Genomic DNA, 19370 nt, shown 5'->3' with positions numbered 1-19370 from the left:
TCCACGGATCGCAAAAAACTGGAAAGCAAAAAACTCCTGACGCGATTGTCAGGAGTTTTTTCGTATTGTCGGGCGATGCAGGCAAGCTTGCGCTTCTTAATCTTCCAGCGTGGACAGATCGCCGGTTGGAAGTCCAAGCTCCCAAGCCTTCAGCACTCGGCGCATGATTTTGCCGGAGCGGGTTTTCGGCAGTTTGTCGCGGAACTCGATTTCTCTCGGGGCCGCATGCGCAGCCAGCCCTTCTTTTACAAACTTGCGGATTTCTTCCATCAATTCCTCGCTTGGCTCGTAGCCGGCCCGCAGCGAAATGAACGCTTTAATAATTTCCCCACGCACCGGATCGGGCTTGCCGATCACGCCTGCTTCAGCAACCGCCGGATGCTCCACCAGCTTGCTCTCTACTTCAAACGGACCGACCCGTTCGCCGGAGGTGTTGATTACATCGTCTACCCGGCCCTGGAACCAGAAATAGCCATCCTCGTCTTTGTAAGCAGAGTCGCCGGATACATACCAGCCCGGAAAGCGGAAATACTCCTCATACTTGGCCGGGTTTTTCCAGATTTGCCGCATCATTGACGGCCAGCCGGCGCGGACGGCCAGATTCCCCATGCGATTGGGCGGCAGTTCATTTCCGTGATCATCGAGAATCGCCGCGTAGATGCCCGGGAACGGCTTGCCCATCGAACCAGGCTTGATCGGCATGCAGCGGTAGTTGGAGATGATTTGTCCGCCTGTCTCGGTCATCCACCAGTTGTCGTGAATCCGTCTCTGGAAGACCCGCATTCCCCAATGAACGACTTCCGGATTGAGCGGCTCGCCGACGCTCAGGACGTGCCGCAGGGACGACAGGTCAAACTGCTTGACGAGCTCATCGCCCGCACCCATCATCATGCGGAAAGCTGTAGGCGCGCTGTACCAAATCGACACCTTGTACTGCTCGATTGTCTTGTACCAAGCCTCCGGCGTAAATCGTCCACCCCGCACGACGTTGGTGACGCCGTTCAGCCATGGGGAGAAAATGCCGTAAGCGGTTCCCGTTACCCAGCCTGGGTCCGCTGCACACCAGTAGATGTCTCCCTCCTGAAAATCGAGAATCCATTTGCCTGTCTGCAGATGCTGAATCATCGCGTTGTGTACATGCAGGACCCCTTTCGGCTTCCCTGTAGAACCGGAGGTGTAGTGCAGAATCATGCCGTCTTCCCGGTCGACCCATTCGATCTCCAGGTCGGAGGAAGCTTCGCTCATCGCTTTTTCAAAGCTGATCAGCCCTTCACCCAGCGAGTCATCCGCCCCTACTACGATCACGTGCTTCAGATGTGGCAGGTCTTTTACAGGAATGCGAGGCAGCAAGGCTGGAGTCGTGACGATGGCGACTGCTTCACTGTCCTCCAAGCGGTCACGGACGGCAGCCTCCATAAAAGCTTCAAAGAGCGGCCCGACGATAGCGCCGAGCTTCAAAATGCCAAAAAAGCTTACATACAATTCCGGGGAACGCGGCATAAAAACGAATACGCGGTCTCCCTTTTTAATCCCCAGATTGCGCAGCACATTCCCGAATTTGTTGGACAACTCGCTCAACTGGGCAAACGTATAGCTTTCATTTCTCGTTGCGTCGCTGAACAACAGAGCTGTTTTATCCCTACGTTCTGTCAAAAGATGTCGATCAAGTGCTTCGTAAGCCATGTTTACCTTTCCCGTTTCGTACCAGGTAAACTGCTTTTCCACTTCGGACCAATCAAAGTTGGCATATGCTTCCTCATAATTCGTCAGGTTGCTTTGTCCTTCCGTAGTTGGAATCATTTCCACTTTCATACCTCTCACTCTCCTTGTGTGGCTGAAGGATCTTTTTCTTTCAACTTTCATAATATTTCTTCACTTCTTGACAAATTCCTCCTACCAAAAACCTACTTCCCCTATCGAATCTTTTATCCGGTATAATAGACGTACAAATCATAATGCGGAGGTGAGATCCGGGATGACCTGGATTTTCTTTTTTTTGCTGATTGCTGTCCTCTTTGCCCGTGCCTACCGCAATACGTTTAAAGTAAACACCACATTTGTCGATATTGCACTGAAACAGTCGGAACGAGTGCCAAACGCAGAACGGCATTTGCCGCTTTCCATTTTGCACCTTTCCGATTTGCATATGGAAAACCTTTCGATCAAGGCGGAGCAGATCGCCCGTGACTATGCTGCTCGCAACGTCGACTTGATCGCGATCACAGGGGACCTGCTCGATCGCGAGAAAAATATCCCCAAAGCCGTCCGCTACGTGGAAACCGTCATGTCGCTTCAGCCCCGTCTCGGCACTTACGTTGTCCTGGGCAACCACGACTATGTCCTCTCCTCTCCAAAACTGGCCCAGCTAATAGCGGAGCTGAGACGGATCGGCTGCAAGGTCCTGATCAACGAGCACGTAACGGTAAATGCGTATGGCCAACCGCTGCACATTATCGGAGTTGACGACTACGCTACCCGCCACAGCGATCTGAAAAAGGCGTTTAACGGCGTTCCCGAAGAGGGACTGCGACTTGTATTGACGCATGACCCCAACCTCGTCCTGGAAATGAAGGACTATCCGTACGACTATTTGCTCGCAGGCCATTTTCATGGCGGGCAGATTCACTGGCCCAAGCCATACCATTTGGCAAAGATGGGGAAACTGCCAAAGCTCAACATGGTGAAAGGCTTGCATCAGTTCGACGGCCGTCCCTTCTACATCAGCGAGGGCGTGGGACAGACCGGGTTGAACATTCGCCTGCGCTCGCGTCCCGAGATCGCTTTGCACACCCTCGCGCCTGCATCGTATTTCGCCCTGGCTCAGTCTCACGAAGTGAATTCTGAGACGGTGCATGCGGCAGAGGACATCCAAGCTGTAAAGAAGGTACCTGCAGCAGAAGCTGCTCCCACCCTGGCTCTCGATTAAGGTATAATGAGGCCAACGGATAAAAAGACGGGGTGCGGAGATGAACGATTGGAAATACGAAGTCGATAAAATCCGGCAGGCGACAAACCTGCCTATTTCCTATTTGTGCGGTACCGTAGAACAGATCAGGGCGGAGTCGCTGCGACTGGAAGAGGAAGGCTGGGAGATCGTCGCCCAAGCAAGCTCGAGCGGCCAATGCAGCATCGTGATGATTCCGAGCACAGCGTGGGAAGGCGTTCCGCGAGCGCTCCTCTCCCTCATGTTTTCGGAGAAGCTGCAGGCCGCCTCGGACCAGTCACAGCTTGCGAACTGGTTACACGAGATCGCTTTGGGAGCGCCTACTCCCCCTCCTGCCGGGTTGGCAAAACAACTGCATTGGCAAGAGCCGCGGGTTCCTTTTTTGCTGGAGCAGTGCCGGGAAGGCTTTTCATGGCATTCCCTTGCTCCGATCCTGCCGGACTTTTTCAAGGGGGCTTCCCTCTCCCAGTTTCCCCTGCCTTTCCCCTACCTGTTGCTGGCAGTCCCTTTGTCTGCTCTTGGCTCAAAGCTCGACGAGGAAACGGGCTTGGAGTGGGCATCCGGCTTGCATGACCTGATCTCGACGGAATGCATGGAAAATGTGCGGGTTATCGTCGGCGAGCCAGTCGGGCAGCCGCCACAGCTGGGGGACGCTCTGACGCGGGCTTTAACCCTGTCCAGTGCCTTGCGTAAATTCCGGCCAAAAACAATGGTTGCCAGCGTACGCCAATTTCCGCTGGAGCGCTGGGTGATGATGCTTGGCCCGGAGACAACGGAGTCTCTGCAAAAGGCCATCGAAGAGATGATCCCTCTGCCTCAGTTGAATGCGGAGCAGGTTGAGACGCTGGAAACGTTTTTTGCCAGGCACCTGAATGTCAGCGAGACAGCCCGGCAGCTTTTTCTCCACCGAAATACGCTGCTGTACCGGTTGGACAAGCTTACCGAACAGACCGGACTGGACCCGCGGCAGTTCACCGAAGCCGTTCTGCTGCAGCTTCTTCTGCTCTTTCGTCAAAAATAACCAAACAATTCGTGCAATTTGACCATAGAGCACCTCTTTCTGTTGCTGGTACGATATGGATACCATACGTATCAGACAGCATGTATATTCCGGGGAGGTGCCGTTCGTGGCTAAAGTTAGCTTGCAGCACATTTACAAAAAATTCGGAAACAATGTCATTGCTGTTAATGATTTTCATCTTGAAATCGAAGACAGGGAATTCCTTGTTCTCGTCGGACCATCCGGCTGCGGGAAATCTACAACTCTGCGGATGATTGCGGGCCTGGAGGAGATATCGGAGGGCGACCTGTACATCGGGGACCGGCGTGTCAATGATGTCGCACCAAAAGACCGGGACATCGCCATGGTCTTTCAAAGCTACGCCCTCTACCCTCATATGAACGTGTACGAAAACATGGCCTTTGGTTTGAAGCTGCGCAAATTTTCCAAAGCGGAAATTGACAAACGGATACAGGAAGCCGCTCGGATCCTCGACATTTCCCACCTTTTGGACCGCAAGCCGAAAGCGCTTTCCGGCGGGCAGCGCCAGCGTGTCGCACTGGGACGCGCGATCGTCCGCGAGCCGCAGGTGTTTTTGATGGACGAGCCGTTGTCCAACCTTGACGCCAAGCTGCGGGTGCAGATGCGCACGGAAATCCTGAAGCTGCACCAACGGCTCAATACGACCATTATTTACGTTACCCATGACCAGACTGAAGCGATGACCATGGGCGACCGGATCGTCGTGATGAAGGATGGCCTGATCCAGCAAGTGGCTACCCCCACAGACATATACAACTACCCTGTCAATCAATTTGTCGCCAGCTTTATCGGGTCGCCTGCGATGAATTTTATCAAAGGACGCATTACTGAAAAGGAGGGCCGCCTCGTTTTCGACGCCCCCCACATCCATGTCAGCTTCCCTGAGGACAAAGCCAAGCTTTTGAAAGAGCGCGGCTATGTCAACAAAGAGGTCACCTTTGGCATCCGTCCGGAGGATATATACAGCGACAATCAATTTATTGAAGCCAATCCGTTTGACAGTTCCATCGAGGCTGTCATTGATGTAGTGGAAAATATGGGATCGGAGCTGTATGTTTACTTTACCAACGTGGGCGAAACCCAGATGGTTGCCCGCGTCGATGCCCGCGAAGGCTTTAAACCGCGCATGTCTGTCAAGCTGGGCATGGATTTGTCCAAGTGCCACGTATTTGACAGCGAGACAGAATTGGCGGTATTCTAGGTTTGAGTGGCAAAAGGAATGTCTCCGCCGGCATTCCTTTTCTTTATTATGTCCGCAAATGGAAGCAGACAACGAGATTGCGCATGCTGCGTATTGGAGAGGAAGAGAGAGAATGCCATACAAAATCGTCTTTTTTGACATTGACGGCACTTTGCTGAACACAGCGCACACCATTCCCCCGGATACAAAAGCCGCTATCCGCAGGTTGAAAGCGAACGGTGTCCGCGTCGCGATCGCAACCGGACGAGCCCCTTACCACCTGGCCCCGATCGCAGATGAATTGGATATCGACACCTTTGTCAGCTTCAACGGCTCCTATGTCGTTGTCGAGGGAAAACGTATTCACCATACGCCGATGAGCACGGCTACCCTGGAAGCTCTGGAAGCACACGCAGAATCGAATCAGCACCCGATGGTTTTTTTGGGAGCTGACACTTGCTATGCAAACAAGGCTGACCACCCGGACGTCATCGATTCTTTTCATTATTTACAGCTGTCTCCCCCTGGCTACCATGAGCGATACTGGGAGCAGACGCCGATCTATCAAGCATTTTTGTACTGCAAGGAAACGGAAGCAAAAGAATATCTGGAGCGAGCTCATCCGGTCACATTCATCCGTTGGCATCCGAATGTTCTCGATGTCTTGCCGCCCAACGGCTCCAAGGCTAGAGGCATTGAAGCAGTGCTGCGCCATTACGGTCTGGCACCTGAGGATGCGGTTGCCTTTGGCGATGGATTGAATGACAAGGAAATGCTTTCCTTTGTAGGGATGGGCGTCGCGATGGGGAATGCCCATGAAGATGTAAAGCCGTTGGCAAATCTGGTCACACGGCATGTGGATGCAGACGGCATTTTCCACGGTCTTCGCCAGCTGAAGCTGATCTGATCCCGGTCAGTTGGACGAGCTTGCCCGCTGGATCGTTTTTGCAAACAAAAAGAGGACTTTCTATAAACTGTCAGCTTTTTTTCTTCATAATCACTCCTTCCGTGCACACGCTATATCTATAAAAGCATGGAGGGAGTGAGTTTTTTTGCGAGCCTTGCCCCCGATTTTCGTAGCCCTCGCGTTGGTCGGCCTGGCGGTCATCCCACTGACCTGGCACCAGAATCAGGAAATGCGCGAGCCTCACCCCCGCCTTACCTCGGTCAACACCAGCATCCCGAGGATCAACTATATCGAACAAGTGCGAGACGTCCGTCGAGACTTGGAGAAGAGCGCCCATATCAAAACCTTGCACCACAATGAACAGGATAAGAGTCACTATGTCGAACACGAGGTTGTCGTGCGGTTCCACCCTCGCCCCGATCAGAAAACGATCGACAAGCTGCTCGCCTCTTTGGATGGAAAAGTGAAACGCGATTACGGCCAAGCCATGATTATCAAATCCCGCTCGCTTTCGACCAAAGACTTGATGAAGAAGCTGGCCGAACATCCCGACTCCGTCTACGCGGAGCCCAACTATCTGCTGCTTCCAAACCGCGTTCCAAACGATACCTACTACCGGGAATACCAGTGGAATCTGCCGATGATCGGGATGGAGGACAGCTGGAATATCACCAGGGGCAGCAACAAGGTGGTTGTCGCCATCGTTGACACGGGTATTGATATGACACATCCCGAATTTCAGGACAAGCTGGTAGAAGGCTACAATGTGCTGGAAGACAACAATACGCCTGAAGACGACAACGGCCACGGCACCCATGTGGCGGGAGTAATCGCGGCCCGTACAAACAATGCCGACGGGATTGCCGGAATGTCCTGGAACAGCAAGCTCATGCCGATCAAGGCAATCGGGGCGGACGGCTCGGGCTCCGCATTTGACATCGCCCAAGGCATATACTGGGCTACTGATCATGGAGCCGACGTGATCAATCTGAGCGTCGGCAACTACACCCCGTCTGCCGCCCTGCAGGAGGCCTGCCGCTACGCTTTTGAACGAAATGTCGTCCTCGTCGCGGCATCCGGCAATGACGCCAGCGAACAGCCCAGTTACCCCGCTTCTTACAAGGAAGTCCTGTCTGTAGCGGCTGTTGACCACAATCGGGAACGGGCCGACTTTTCCAATTTTGGCGCTCAAGTCGATGTCGCTGCGCCCGGTGTGGACATTCCCAGTACCTATATTTATAGCGACTACGCCGTGCTTTCCGGCACCTCGATGGCTTGTCCGCACGTCACCGCGTTGGCCTCGCTCCTCCGCTCTGTCCGTCCGGGTATGAAAAACACCGAAGTGATGGAAGTCATTCGCTCTTCGGCGGACGACCTCGGGCCTCCGGGCAAAGACAAACTGTACGGATACGGTCTGATCAACGTCAATACCGCGATCAGAAGCTTGAAGCCCGCTGCTCAGGAAATGAGAGAAGAGAAGCCCGAAACCATCGGCGGCCTGCTCAACAAGTTTTTCCTGCGTCTGCGGCAAGGGTTTGAGTAAGAATAAAAGCTTGGCCAAGAGAAAACTGGCGCACTGCACCTGACGCCAACAGGAGGAATAACATTGAAGGCGTACATCGTTTTTGCTCATGAGGGGCATACAAGCTTTTGCCACGAAATACTGGAAAGGACCAAGCAAGCCCTGAACGGGGAAGGAATCTCCTATACTGTACGCGATCTGTATCAACAAGATTTCCAGCCTGTTTTTCGCGGAGAAGACATGCACCGTGTGGAAGAAGGACATGTCAGTGCGGATATTGCAGAAGAACAGCAGCAAATTACAGACGCGGATCTGCTGGTCATGATCTTCCCTGTATGGTGGTGGTCTCCGCCAGCCATTATGAAGGGGTATTTTGACAGGGTGTTTACAAACGGCTTCGCCTTTCGCTATGAGGAAAAAGGGCCTGTCGGTCTGCTCAACGGCAAGCAAGCCCTCGTCATGACGACGACTCGCGAGTCTGAGCATGACATGCGGGCAAGCGGAATGGATCAGGTCATGAAAAAACAGATGGCGGACGGAACGCTCAGCATGATGGGATACAAGACACTGTACCACAACTTTGCGGCTGTTCCTTACGTAAGCGAGGCTGCTCGCCGTGCCATGCTGGACGAGGTGGAGCATCTTCTCAAAAATACCCTTCAGCCCGTTGAAGTGTAAGCAAAAAGACCCTGCGGCAGGTCGAATACGAACCTGTCGGCAGGGTCTATTTCCTTTTTATACTTTTTGCATCCGTTTTTTCGTAATGTAATCCGTCTCGTAATAATGCAGGTCATCACGCATTTGTTCAAAAACCTTGCAAAGCGAAATCGTCAGTTGCTTGAGCTCAGGGGTTACTTCTTTGCGGAAGATAATGGCATCATGGTCTGTGTACGAATAACGGCCATCCTCGTCGTATACTTCTCCTTTGGGGTAGTAGAAGTTGTTGATACAGGAATGATACACCTGGTACAGGACTTCTTCGGCATACTCTTCATTGAACCTCGCCCGGCGGAGAGCAACTCCCAGCCGCTCGTACGCGTTCTCACAGTACACCAGCAAATGGCGCAAGTCGGAAAGGTAGTTGCGGTAGTAAGCCTCGTACTCCTCCGGATCACCGGACTGATTGACCAGCCCCATCAAGGTGACTTGATTTAAAAAGCGCTCCAGATCCATGCTTACTCTTTTCAACTTCGTGTACGTCTCTTCGCACAATTGCTTCAGATGAGTCACTGACATAATGTCCCCCTCGCGTTGAAAGAATCTGCTTTTTTTTGATAAGTATACTGGATAGGTTCTTTGCAACACAAGGATTTCTTTTCTGCAAATCCTGCCTATGCGTTTGTCGTTTCAGGGGCGGCAGCTGCCGCTTTTTTGCTTTGGACTAGATAGGTCAGGTAGGCTGCAAACAAGCCCAGCAGCGTCATGAACAGAAGAACGGACACTTGATACGTAATGTGGGAAAGCCCGTGGCCTTTCGTCAAAACTTCCCGAACTCCATCGAGAAAATACGTCAGCGGCAGTGACTTTCCGATCGCCGCAATCACCGGCGGCATGGACATCAGCGGCCAGGTGTATCCTGAGAGCATGAAGGACGGTACTGCAATCATCATGGCTGCCTGCGTAGCTTGCAGCTGGTCCTTCGAGTAAAACGAGATCGCAAAACCGATGGCCAGCACGGCGAGGTTAAAAGCGGTGCCGATCAGCAGCAAATGTGCCGTACTGCCGTAATACGGGATGCCAAAGCCTTTCAGCAGGATCGCAAAGGTCAGCACGAGGTTGAAGGTCGCAACCAGAAAGTACGGCAGCAGCTTGCTGATTGCGATCGCCCAGAAGGAATTCTCAGCCAGCGTCTCCCTCCATGTCCCCGCTTCTTTTTGCTGGGTGACTGAGAGGGCAATCCCGAGGAACAGAACCTGCTGCATGACGGTTCCAGCCAAACCAAAAACCATGAACGACATATAGCTGAAGGTCGGATTGTACAGGACGCGATAGCGGTAGTCGATCCCGGTGTACAGCTTCATCCCTTCCTCGCCCCAGCCGCCATGCGCTTCCAGCTTTTTCAAGGTCACACCCGCAGAGACCGTCTTCGTGACTGTATTGGCAGCGCGGACAGCGGTATTGGAGATCATCATGTTGCTGCCGTCGATAACCGTAAGTACACTGGCGTCCCGTCCGGCTTTGACGTCCATCTCCAAGTGATCCGGAATGATCACAGCTACTGCCGCTTTGCCTTGGTCAATCAGGTCCATCGCTTGTGTTTCTGTGTTGACGATATGGGTGACGCGGAATGTCTGGTCGGCATCGAAAGCGCGCGACAGCTCCCTGCTCAGCTCTGTCTGATCGGCGTCGACCACGACCGTCGGAATTTCCGTCACTTTTTTCTCGCTGTACAAAAATCCGAACAAAGTCAGGTAAATCACCGGTACGGCAAACATTACCGTCACAATCGTCTTGTTTGTAAAAATGCGACGCCATTCTTCCCAAAACAGCCGGGACAGGTTACTCACGCTCACCAGCCCCTTCGAGCTTCCATTCTACGCTGAGGCCCGGCAGAATTTCTGGATCGTGAATTTCCATTTTGACCTGGAATGCGCGGATATCGCGATCGCCCAGCTCCTGTGTCGCTTTTTTCACCGCGAAATCGGCCGCAGGCGCTACATTGACTACACGCGCTTCGGTTTCACGATTCAATGAAGGCACGAACAGGTTGACCGTATCCCCGGCTTTGATTCCGGCAATCTCGTATTCATCCACGTAAAATTTCACGTAGTTGTCTTGCTTCGTCTGGATCGTCAAAACAGTGAAGCCTTGCGAAACCAGCTCACCCTTCTGCACAGCTACCGATTTGACGACGCCGTCGACAGGGGCAGTCAGCTTGGTGTTGTTCAGATACGCTTCTACCTCTTCCAAAGCTCCCTTCGCTTGCTGTACTCCCGCTTCAGCCGACTTTACGTCCAGTTCTTTAAGGCCGACCTGTCCGCGTGCAGCGACAGCTTGATCGTAGGCGGCCTGCGCCTGCTCCCACTGCGCCTTGGCTGCATCGAGCTGCTCCTTGCGCGAGCCGGACTGGGCCATTTTCAACTGCTCCTCAACTGCCTTCTGCTCCGCAACCGCCTTTTCGTAATCCATCTGCGCTTCGTCGACCTTCACCTGCGGGACAGCCCCTTCTTCGAGAAGCTTTTTCATCCGTTGGAGCTGCGTCTCCGCAATTTGCTTGGCCGTTTGCGCCGCTTGCTGCTTGGCTTTCAGCTGGGACACTTCTTCTGAGCGGGCGCCGTTCTTGTTCGCTTCATACTGCGCCTTGGCAGCATTGACCACGGCCAAAGCCTGGTTTACCTGCGCGTTGCTGGAAGTATCCGTTATTCCGACGCCTTTCTTTGCCTGTTCCAGCTTTACCTGTGCCAGATGGTAGGCAGCTTGCGCCTGCTCGCGCTTTGCCAGCAGCTCTTCGTTGTTCAAGGTCGCGACCAGTTGTCCAGCCTTTACCTCGTCGCCTTCCTTGACCATGATATCTGCGATGGAGCCCCCCATTTTAAAGGAAAGATCCACGGATGTTCCTTCGACAACCCCGGCGACTTGCTTGGAGCGCTGACCAGCCACGCTACCTGCACCCGGTCCCATCAGGTATGCCCCCAGTACAGCAATGCAGACGACAAAACCGGTTACTCCTATCCACGCTCGTTTATTCATCGTTCATTCTCCTCTTTTCCATTCTCTCTTTGCATGTGTCGTGCTCGGCTGCATGATTCATCAGCCTTTTGATTGCTTTACCCTTTCATCAAGACTCCGGACAGCAACATATGAAGCGTCCTTCGGTCTGAATCCGTAATTCCCGTCTCTTTGCGGAACTGCTTCCGCAGCATCGTAAAACCAGCCATGCCGAACAGCGAGGAGACCATTGTACGGACCTCAATATCCGGTCTGACAAAGCCTTCCTGCTGCAGCTCGGCAACATAGGCCTCCATGGCCATGAAATAGCCGGACAGCAGCTTCCCGATCATTTCATCCCGCTGCTGGTCTCCGGTAAAGAAGCTCAACAAGAGAAGACAAAGCTCCCGATGCTCGGAAAAGAAGCGAAGATGCTCATCCAGAACGCACAGCACGCGTTGATCCATTGACAAATCCTCTCGCTGCATCACGCTGTCCACGGAATCGATCAGCATCTTCACGCCTTTTTCAATCACGTACAGAAACAGCTCTTCCTTCGTTGAAAAATGGTAGTACAGCGTCCCTTTCGCCACCGCAGCCACATCGGCAATCGCATCCATCGTCGTATCGCTGTATCCGTATTGAGCAAAGGCAGTCAACGCTGCTTCCACAATCTGATCTTTCTTCGAACGTGCCATCCCTCCTCAGCCTCCCGTTTGTTTTTTTGAACTGACTGGTCAGTACAAAAAGTAGTTTACGTCGTTTTCCTGATTTCGTCAATAGGTCCGATGAAAAAAGCTTCCATCGAAGCCCTCGTAAAATGCAGGCATAAAAAAAGACCGCATCAGTTTGCGGTCTTAGCCTTCCATAATAAAACGGTACGTATCCACAGTCTGCGGCATCGGCTGCACGCCGAGCTGCTTTTGCAGGTTTGCCACGCATTTGTCGTAGATGCGGATGGCCTGTGCCCGGTTGTTTTGCCGATAGTAGGCCAGCATGAGGAGCCGGTATGCCTCCTCCCAGCAGTCGTCAGCCATCAGGATCGATTCGCACCAGCGGATCGCTTCGTCTATCCGCTTCGAGTCCAACAGCAGTTTGGCCAGGCGCTCTGCCCCTCGCAGGAAAAGCAGCTGCAGCCTTTCTCTTTCCGCTACACACCAATCATCGTACCGACAATCCGGCATGTACTCCCCCTTGTAAAAAGACAGCCCTTTTTCCAATAGGACAATCGCTTGCGAAGCGACACTCGCCTCCAGCCCGAGTGTTACGTAACGGTCGAACTCCTCCGCATCGATCTGAAAGCCCGAGGCCAGGTTAAAGCCGTAAGAGCTGCCGTGACGCTGGATGAAAAAAGCGCTCGCTCTGGCTTCCCGATTCGGCTCGAGGGCTTTGTTCAGTGCGTTCAAAGCAACCTTGAAGTCACGGGCGGCGGTCTCTTCGTCACTTTCTCCCCAGAGGGTCGCGACGATCTCTTCTCTGGCCAGCAGATGCTGCCTTTTCGTCAGGAGAAGCTGAAATAGCTGCTTTGCCTTTCCGCGCTGCCAAGACTTTTCCCCCAGCTCCCGTTCGCCAAGCCAGACACGAAACTGACCGAGCGTCTGGATTCGCAAGGTATAGCCGGGATGAAAAGTGACGTTCTGCAGGCCCAGGTCAGTCAGCAGCTGCGAGACGTAATCGGGAGAAACCTGTCGCCTCTGAGCCTCGATCAGTACCGGCATCAGCTGCTGGACGTCATGCGGAGTAAACATCGTCGGCCGCTGCAGCAGGAAATGGTATTCCCCCGCCTGGATCGCGGTCAGCGCCTGAGTCACGGCCGGGATAAAAGCAGGCCAATTTTTCTGGCGATAGGCAAAAAAACTGAGCCATAAATGACAGATCGCGACCCCAAAGCTATCTCCACAACGGCTTAAGCGCTCCTCGCAATCGCGAATCCACTCTTCCGCCTGCTTGTCCTGCCCGCAGGAGGCATACGCGATGCCGATTGCGAGTCGCACCAAGCTGTTCAGCCAGTCATCACGCATCGCCTCTGTTTCCTGGAGTCCCCGCTGCCCGTAAGAAAGCGCCATATCCAGATTCGATTCCCGCCCGTAGAGAAGAGTCAGCCCAAGGAGCGTCTCCGATTTTCCTCGCGTCGACTGCAGGTCCTCCATCATTTGCAGACCCAGTTGGTACAACTGACGAATTTGGTCATAGGGCATTTGTTGACTGACCAAAGCCGCCGTCGCCTTGCGCACGTATCCATTTGCCTCCACGAACGGGGAGTGCGCTTCTTTTCCTTGTTGGATCGCGTACTCTGCTGCTCTGAGCCCCTTTTCCCATTCGCCGTTCAAGCCGTATACAAAGGCCAGCAGCAGGGAGGTTTCCCGGTAGGATCTCATCAATGCAGGCTGGTTTACCTGCTCCGACTTCCACTCGCTCTCCAGGAGCTGGATCGCCGACTGAAGCCTGCCCGTCCGGAACAGCAGGCGGGATTCCAGCTCGACCTCCGTCCGCTGCTCCCATTCCTGGCTCCGCCGGTACCAATCGGCAGCCTGCTGCGAGTCTCCCCTGTTGGTGTATATCTCCGCGAGCAAGCGATAAAGCCGTGGAGCCAGCTCATGGTCTGCAGGCTCGAGCAGACGAATCGCAAGCTTCAGCAGTTCCTCTGCCTTCACGCTTTGGACACTGTCCAGATGGACCCGGGCGAGTCCTTCCAGCCCTCGGCACTGGCCGATAATATCCCCCTTTTCCTCGCACAGCGAGAGGAATCGCTGATAAGACAGAAAGGCCTTCGGGTACAGGCAGCGGTACCGCTCGACCTCAGCCTGATACAGCCAGAGAACATAATAACGCTCTTTTACCTCGTCCGGCAGAAGCTGCAGCCACTGTGACAGTTGGTCCAGCTTGCCTGTCTGAAGCAGCGGGTTTGCCGCTTGACAAAGCCATTCTCCGAGCTCGTCCCACGCCTCGATCAAGCGCAAATGTTCAAAGCCTTGCTGCACGTCTCCTTTTCGCTTGTACAAGGCAGCAGCAGCTCTGTGCATGTGTATGTATTCCTCCGGATGTCCCGCCAATTTGCTGATCAGTAGACGCCGCAGCAGCGGATGATACGCATAGACATTGTCTTCCCTCAGCAAAAAAAGGTTGCGCCGAAGTGTTTCTGCAAGCAGATGAGCAGCCTGTTCACCGAATACCTGGCGGATGTCTTCCGCCTCAAAGCTCTCAAAAACGGAGGACCTCATTAAAAACGTCTGAAGCTCCTGCTCCTGCTTGTCCCATACCTCTGTTTCCAAGAATGGCAGAAATCGCGAGGATTCGGAAGCGCTGCCCACTGTGTGGACGCCCATTGCCAATGTTTCTCCAATCGTTCGGACAGCAGCCGCCCACCCTTTGGTTATGTTTGCAATCCGCTCGCTATCGTCCTTTGACAAGGCGATGTCGTATTCGTCCAGAAAAAATGTCTCCATCTCTTCACGGGAAAAAGCGAGGTCGGATACCGTCAGCTCCATCCCATCGCCGCGTGCGGACATGACATTCAAAAATGGCCAGTCCGGCCGGGTTCTGGTCAGTATGACTACCCGAACGTTCTGCGGCATGTTCTGCAAAAAATATTGCATCCAGTTGTCCACTGTCACTTTGGAGTGAACATTGTGAAAATCATCCAGAATCAATAGGAGCTCGCCCTTGACTTCCATGCATGCGCGAATAAACAGGTCAGCAATCGATTCCGTTGAATCGTCTCCGGGCTGTGTGCCCGAAGCCCTCATTGCCTGCAAAAAAGAATCGCCGAAAGCCGGATGAACCATTCGTATGCTCTCCACCAGATGTAACAGAAAAACGGGCAGCTCGCCATCCTTCTCGCCAATCCGATACCAGCACGCCTCTTTGTTGCCATGATCAAAAAATGCAGCCACTGCTGTCGTTTTTCCGTACCCCGCACCTCCATGGATCACAGACAGAGCTTTGTGCTTCATCAGCCTGAGCTTCCTCGCCAATGACAATCTGTGAAACACGTAAGGCCCCAGTCTCGGAGGGGTTATCCTGGTCAGGCTCACCCTGGATGCATTCATCGTTCGTACACTCCTCACCGATCACATCATCCAAGATATAGTTCCATGAGCCTGGCCAAAATCCTCCCTCCCGTCCATGACAAAAGCCACCCGGCGGTCAGGTGGTCTTTTACGTCCAAATCATTCATCGTGTGTCAATCAACCAGATTGAACCCTTTTGTCGTATAGCCGATGTCGTTTAACAGCGTTTGGAATTCGTCTTCTGGAACACGTTCTCCCCGTACGACGCGCTGGTGGATGTCAGCAATGCGCTGATAAACAGCCGGATTGGTTGAAACGTACATGATGTTGTAGCGTGTCTGCGCCTGGAGTCTGCTGCGCATCACTCCCGCTACACGCTGCTGGAGGCGGTCCGTATGCCCGTTATCGATACGTGCAGGCTTGCCCGGCGTATAGAGCACCGATGGCGTAGGATCAATACTGTCGGGTTTCGTTGCACCATCAGGAAGCACCCCGATCAACAAATTATCCTTATACGCAAGTACCTTGATGTCGACGACACCCGGAATTCTTTCCGCTTGTGCCTCCAGAGTCCGGACGAGATCCGGCTCGCGGTGATGCCTGTTCTTTTGGACAAGCATCGCAGCCGGTCCCTTGTCTGTACCGACGTTGTCATTTTTTATATTGATCCCGTAAGCATCATACTTGGCAGGCTCTCCGTGATAGTCTTCTCCGCCTTGTTCCTTATTCGGTGTACAGCCTGACCCGACGACTCCGGCAAGCAACAGTGCACAAAGCGCTGAACCCCATCGTTTCAAAGAAAAACACCTCCTCACTCCCTAGTGTGAGGAGCCGGAGGTATTCTTACTCGATGAGAAAACTGCTTCTTTTTTCTAATTCAGGATGACGAATGTTCCTTCCACGGTCTGCTTTTCATCGCCTTTTTCAGCTAGTAGCGTATATTCTTCAGCCGTTATCTTCTCCGTCCATTCAAACAAAAATGTCCCGTCTGATTGGATCTGGACTTCGTAGCTCGCATCAATCAGCTTTCCTTCTTTGCTGCCAGCAGGCTTTTGTGCAACCGGATTTTACTCCTGCTTCCTTTCCGGCGATGTGACCAGGCTGGCTGGCGCTTTACCCTCTTCTGCTTTGTCTTTGATCAGAACGGTCTGGTTACTTCCATCCCAATTCACGTCGTAGGATAGAGCTTCGGCAATGAAGCGAACCGGAACCATCGTCCGCTGGTTGACGATTTGGGCGGGCACATCCAAGCTGATGATCTCGCCGTTACGCTTTGCAATCTTCCGGGAAACAATCAGTTTAATTTGGGCGTCACCCTTTTGAATCAAACCCGTTCTTGTCTGACTGTTCCAGTCTACGTCAAAGCCTAAGCCTTCCGCGATCGGACGAAGCGGTACCAGTGCCCGGCTGTCTTTGATCAGCGGTTTTTGATCGGGGAACGCGATCGGCTTGTGATTATATTCTAAGCTCCATGGCGGTATTCGGGCCACATGGAGATGCTTCCCACACGTGATAGGTGACTTCTTGCCTCCGACTTCTTTCCTATTTTCAAATTGTTACAAAAATGAAACCAATTTGCTACAAAAACACGCTACAATGAACATACATCGACGACATTTTTCCCGAAAGAGGCCGAAGCTATGAAACGATTTATCCCCTTCCTCATTCTTGTCCTGATTTTAACCCTCATTCCTCCTGGTGGAAGCTTTGCGAACACTTCTGCGGTTCTGCTCGGAAGCGACGTGCTATTCGACCAATTTCACCATGTCATCAAAGGAAAAAAAGTCGGCCTTGTCACAAATCAAACAGGTGTAAGCAGTCAAGGAATCAGCACGATCGACCTGCTTCGCCGGGACAAATCGGTGACACTGGCGGCTTTGTACACACCGGAGCACGGTCTGGATGGGAAAACACCGGCCGGCAAATACGTTGCCTCCTACCAGCATCCCGTCTACGGCATTCCTGTCTACAGCCTCTATGGTTCGACAAGAAAGCCCACAAAGCAAATGCTCGCTGGCATTGATCTTTTGCTGGTCGACTTGCAGGATATTGGAGCCCGTACCTATACGTACATATCCACTCTCCAATACTGCATGACGGCGGCAAAGGAGCAGGGCAAACCGATCATCGTACTGGACCGGCCCAATCCTGTTGGCGGAACCATTGTCGAAGGGCCCGTTCTGGAATCTGCCTACCGCTCATTTGTCGGTGTGGACACCCTCCCGATGGCACACGGGATGACAATCGGCGAGCTGGCACAATTTTTCAACCGCAACATCGACGCAAACCTGACCGTTATCCCCATGAAAGGTTATACGCGTCAAATGCTGTTCCAGGATACCGGACTTCACTGGATTCCGAGCTCTCCGCGAATACCGGATCTGGCTGCTGTATTCGGTTATATGGCAACCGGCCTGGGAGAAGGAACCGGAATCGTCCAGGCTGACAATTTCCGCTGGATCGGCGGCGAAGGGATCGATTCGGGCAAATACGCTGATCTGTTAAACGGAGCGCTGCTGCCTGGTGTCGTTTTTCTCCCCGAGAAGAAAGATTCAAAAGGCGGCGTCCGGCTCCAGATCACCAATCCTCATCTGTTCAATCCGGCCAAAACGGGGATTTACGCTTTGACCTACGCTCATCAATTGAATCATTTCAAGGTTCCGAAGAGCGGAAAGACAAAAGTGATGTTTGATCTGGTAATGGGAACAAACAAAATCGGCCAGTACCTGGAGCAGGGGCTGTCCCCCAAACAGATTGAGGAGAAGTATGCAAAAGATCTGGAAGCATTTCGCAAGCTTCGCAGCAACTATTTGATCTACAATGACCAGCCTTACGTTCCTGTTCAGCCCATTCAATCAAAGAAGGGCATTTCACAGGCAAAACCTGCTGCTCCCGGCAAGCCAGGTCCAGCCAGCTCACAATCGCAGACGAAGCCGACAGCCCAGACGAAGCCAGCCGCGCAAACGCCTTTGCCGAACCAATCAAACAACAGCACTGCGACAGCAACGCCAACTCCAGGGTCTGGCGGATCGGCAGGACTGCCCGAGTCTAAACAACCGTCTGTGGCGGGACAACCGAAGCCGGTGGCAAAACCCGCCGTACCTTCAGTTCCGTCAGCCGACCAGACGCCAGCTAAGCCGGGCGGCAGTCAGACGCAGGAAAAAGTGGCGTATCTGACATTTGATGACGGTCCTTCTCCGATTACAACTGAGGTGCTGGACATCCTCAAGGCCCATGACGTCAAGGCGACCTTTTTCGTCGTAGGGAAAAGCGTGCCGGGACACGAAGCGATTTTGAAACGGGCGATTGCCGAGGGGCATGTCGTAGGAGGACACACATACTCCCACAACTATCGCACGATTTATAAAGATCTCTCCTCCTTTTTCGCCGATCTGGAAAAAGGCAATCAACTGATCGAAAAGGCAACAGGAATCAAGCCGACTGTCTTTCGGTACCCAGGCGGCAGCACCAATACCGTCAGCAAGACCTACCAGAACGCAGCGCTCTACAATAACCAGCATACGGTGATGAGTGCCATCAAAACGGAGGCTGCCAAACGCGGCTATACGTTTATTGACTGGAATATCACAAACGGGGATGCCCGCAGCAGCAAGTATACGCCAGAAACGGCCTTGGCAAATATAAAGGCGCAGGTAAGAAATCAGAAAGAAATTGTCGTACTGATGCACGACGCCGCGACCAAGAGCGCAACGGCCAAGTCCCTTCCAGCCGTAATCCAGTTCCTCAAAGAACATGGTTACCGCTTTGAAACGATCCATGCAGAGAAATCCACAGTAGCCACTGTGAAATAATGGCGACTCGACAACCAACTCATTCGTGAGTTGGTTGTTTTTATTCCGGCAACAATATCATTGACGATCATCTACATGGGGAGGAACATCTGGTGAGCTACACCTGCTACTATTGTGAGCACGAATCCGAAACGGCACATCTCATCACGTTCTTTCAAGGGACAGAGGAAAAGAACGAGCTGCTTTGCAGTTCCTGCTACGCTGATTGGCTCGAAGGCCTGAAAGTAGAACCGTAAAATCATGGGAAAAACCGCCTGATCGATCAAGCGGTTTTTTCGCATTCTTTATCCGTTTTGACAAGGCTG

The 19370-nt window shown here is 53.0% G+C and carries 16 protein-coding genes; 8 read left to right on the top strand and 8 right to left on the bottom strand.

Features of this window, described 5'->3' with window-relative positions; all coding sequences use genetic code 11:
• Positions 1-96: 96 nt before the first annotated feature.
• Complete coding sequence (gene acsA / locus NST96_RS10810) at positions 97-1812, bottom strand: acetate--CoA ligase (RefSeq protein ID WP_003387464.1); 1716 nt, start codon at positions 1810-1812, stop codon at positions 97-99.
• A 163-nt stretch (positions 1813-1975) separates the two neighbouring features.
• On the opposite strand from acsA, the gene NST96_RS10805 reads away from it, so the two are divergent.
• The 6 genes from NST96_RS10805 to NST96_RS10780 all read left to right on the top strand — a co-directional run bounded on the left by NST96_RS10805 (position 1976) and on the right by NST96_RS10780 (position 8273).
• Positions 1976-2926 carry a metallophosphoesterase gene (locus tag NST96_RS10805; protein ID WP_003387465.1) on the top strand — a complete coding sequence of 317 codons (951 nt, stop codon included), beginning with the start codon at positions 1976-1978 and terminating at the stop codon, positions 2924-2926.
• Between the two features lie 40 nt (positions 2927-2966).
• Positions 2967-3965: a PucR family transcriptional regulator gene (locus NST96_RS10800; protein ID WP_243014616.1), complete on the top strand. Its 999-nt coding sequence runs from the start codon at positions 2967-2969 to the stop codon at positions 3963-3965.
• A 106-nt stretch (positions 3966-4071) separates the two neighbouring features.
• Entirely contained in the window at positions 4072-5187 is a 1116-nt protein-coding gene (gene ugpC, locus NST96_RS10795; protein WP_003387467.1) for a sn-glycerol-3-phosphate ABC transporter ATP-binding protein UgpC, read from the top strand.
• Between the two features lie 112 nt (positions 5188-5299).
• On the top strand, positions 5300-6073 hold the full coding sequence (locus NST96_RS10790) for a Cof-type HAD-IIB family hydrolase (RefSeq protein ID WP_172920641.1): 774 nt from the start codon (positions 5300-5302) through the stop codon (positions 6071-6073).
• Between the two features lie 145 nt (positions 6074-6218).
• Positions 6219-7616 carry a S8 family peptidase gene (locus NST96_RS10785; RefSeq protein ID WP_003387469.1) on the top strand — a complete coding sequence of 466 codons (1398 nt, stop codon included), beginning with the start codon at positions 6219-6221 and terminating at the stop codon, positions 7614-7616.
• A gap of 63 nt (positions 7617-7679) precedes the next feature.
• Positions 7680-8273, top strand: coding sequence for an NAD(P)H-dependent oxidoreductase (locus NST96_RS10780; protein ID WP_327926036.1), 594 nt, complete (start codon positions 7680-7682; stop codon positions 8271-8273).
• Positions 8274-8330: 57 nt separating this feature from the next.
• Here NST96_RS10780 and NST96_RS10775 read toward each other — a convergent pair whose 3' ends face one another.
• The 7 genes from NST96_RS10775 to NST96_RS10745 form a co-directional block, all read right to left on the bottom strand.
• Positions 8331-8831: a DUF3907 family protein gene (locus NST96_RS10775; protein WP_024985124.1), complete on the bottom strand. Its 501-nt coding sequence runs from the start codon at positions 8829-8831 to the stop codon at positions 8331-8333.
• Between the two features lie 95 nt (positions 8832-8926).
• The gene (locus NST96_RS10770) at positions 8927-10102 is read right to left on the bottom strand and encodes an ABC transporter permease (protein ID WP_003387472.1); all 1176 of its coding nucleotides are present in this window, start codon (positions 10100-10102) and stop codon (positions 8927-8929) included.
• Positions 10095-11285 (bottom strand): HlyD family efflux transporter periplasmic adaptor subunit, encoded by a 1191-nt coding sequence (locus tag NST96_RS10765; protein ID WP_024985123.1) that lies wholly within the window; start codon positions 11283-11285, stop codon positions 10095-10097. The genes NST96_RS10770 and NST96_RS10765 overlap by 8 nt, the downstream gene beginning before the upstream one ends.
• 77 nt (positions 11286-11362) lie before the next feature.
• On the bottom strand, positions 11363-11941 hold the full coding sequence (locus tag NST96_RS10760) for a TetR/AcrR family transcriptional regulator (protein ID WP_003387475.1): 579 nt from the start codon (positions 11939-11941) through the stop codon (positions 11363-11365).
• 159 nt (positions 11942-12100) lie between these two features.
• On the bottom strand, positions 12101-15196 hold the full coding sequence (locus tag NST96_RS10755) for a BTAD domain-containing putative transcriptional regulator (protein WP_003387476.1): 3096 nt from the start codon (positions 15194-15196) through the stop codon (positions 12101-12103).
• A 230-nt stretch (positions 15197-15426) separates the two neighbouring features.
• Entirely contained in the window at positions 15427-16050 is a 624-nt protein-coding gene (locus NST96_RS10750) for a YhcN/YlaJ family sporulation lipoprotein (protein WP_122957757.1), read from the bottom strand.
• Positions 16051-16320: 270 nt separating this feature from the next.
• Entirely contained in the window at positions 16321-16743 is a 423-nt protein-coding gene (locus NST96_RS10745) for a copper amine oxidase N-terminal domain-containing protein (RefSeq protein WP_051567434.1), read from the bottom strand.
• A 150-nt stretch (positions 16744-16893) separates the two neighbouring features.
• Here NST96_RS10745 and NST96_RS10740 point away from each other — a divergent pair, with 150 nt between their 5' ends.
• Entirely contained in the window at positions 16894-19065 is a 2172-nt protein-coding gene (locus NST96_RS10740) for an exo-beta-N-acetylmuramidase NamZ domain-containing protein (RefSeq protein WP_003387479.1), read from the top strand.
• A gap of 92 nt (positions 19066-19157) precedes the next feature.
• Positions 19158-19301: a hypothetical protein gene (locus NST96_RS10735; RefSeq protein WP_003387480.1), complete on the top strand. Its 144-nt coding sequence runs from the start codon at positions 19158-19160 to the stop codon at positions 19299-19301.
• The last annotated feature ends 69 nt before the right edge of the window (positions 19302-19370 follow it).

It is taken from the genome of Brevibacillus sp. FSL K6-2834, from assembly GCF_038592925.1.
Classification (GTDB): Bacteria; Bacillota; Bacilli; order Brevibacillales; family Brevibacillaceae; genus Brevibacillus; species Brevibacillus borstelensis.
The sequence above is the reverse complement of the archived record's forward strand: the minus strand, read 5'-3'. Positions and strand labels throughout refer to the sequence as shown.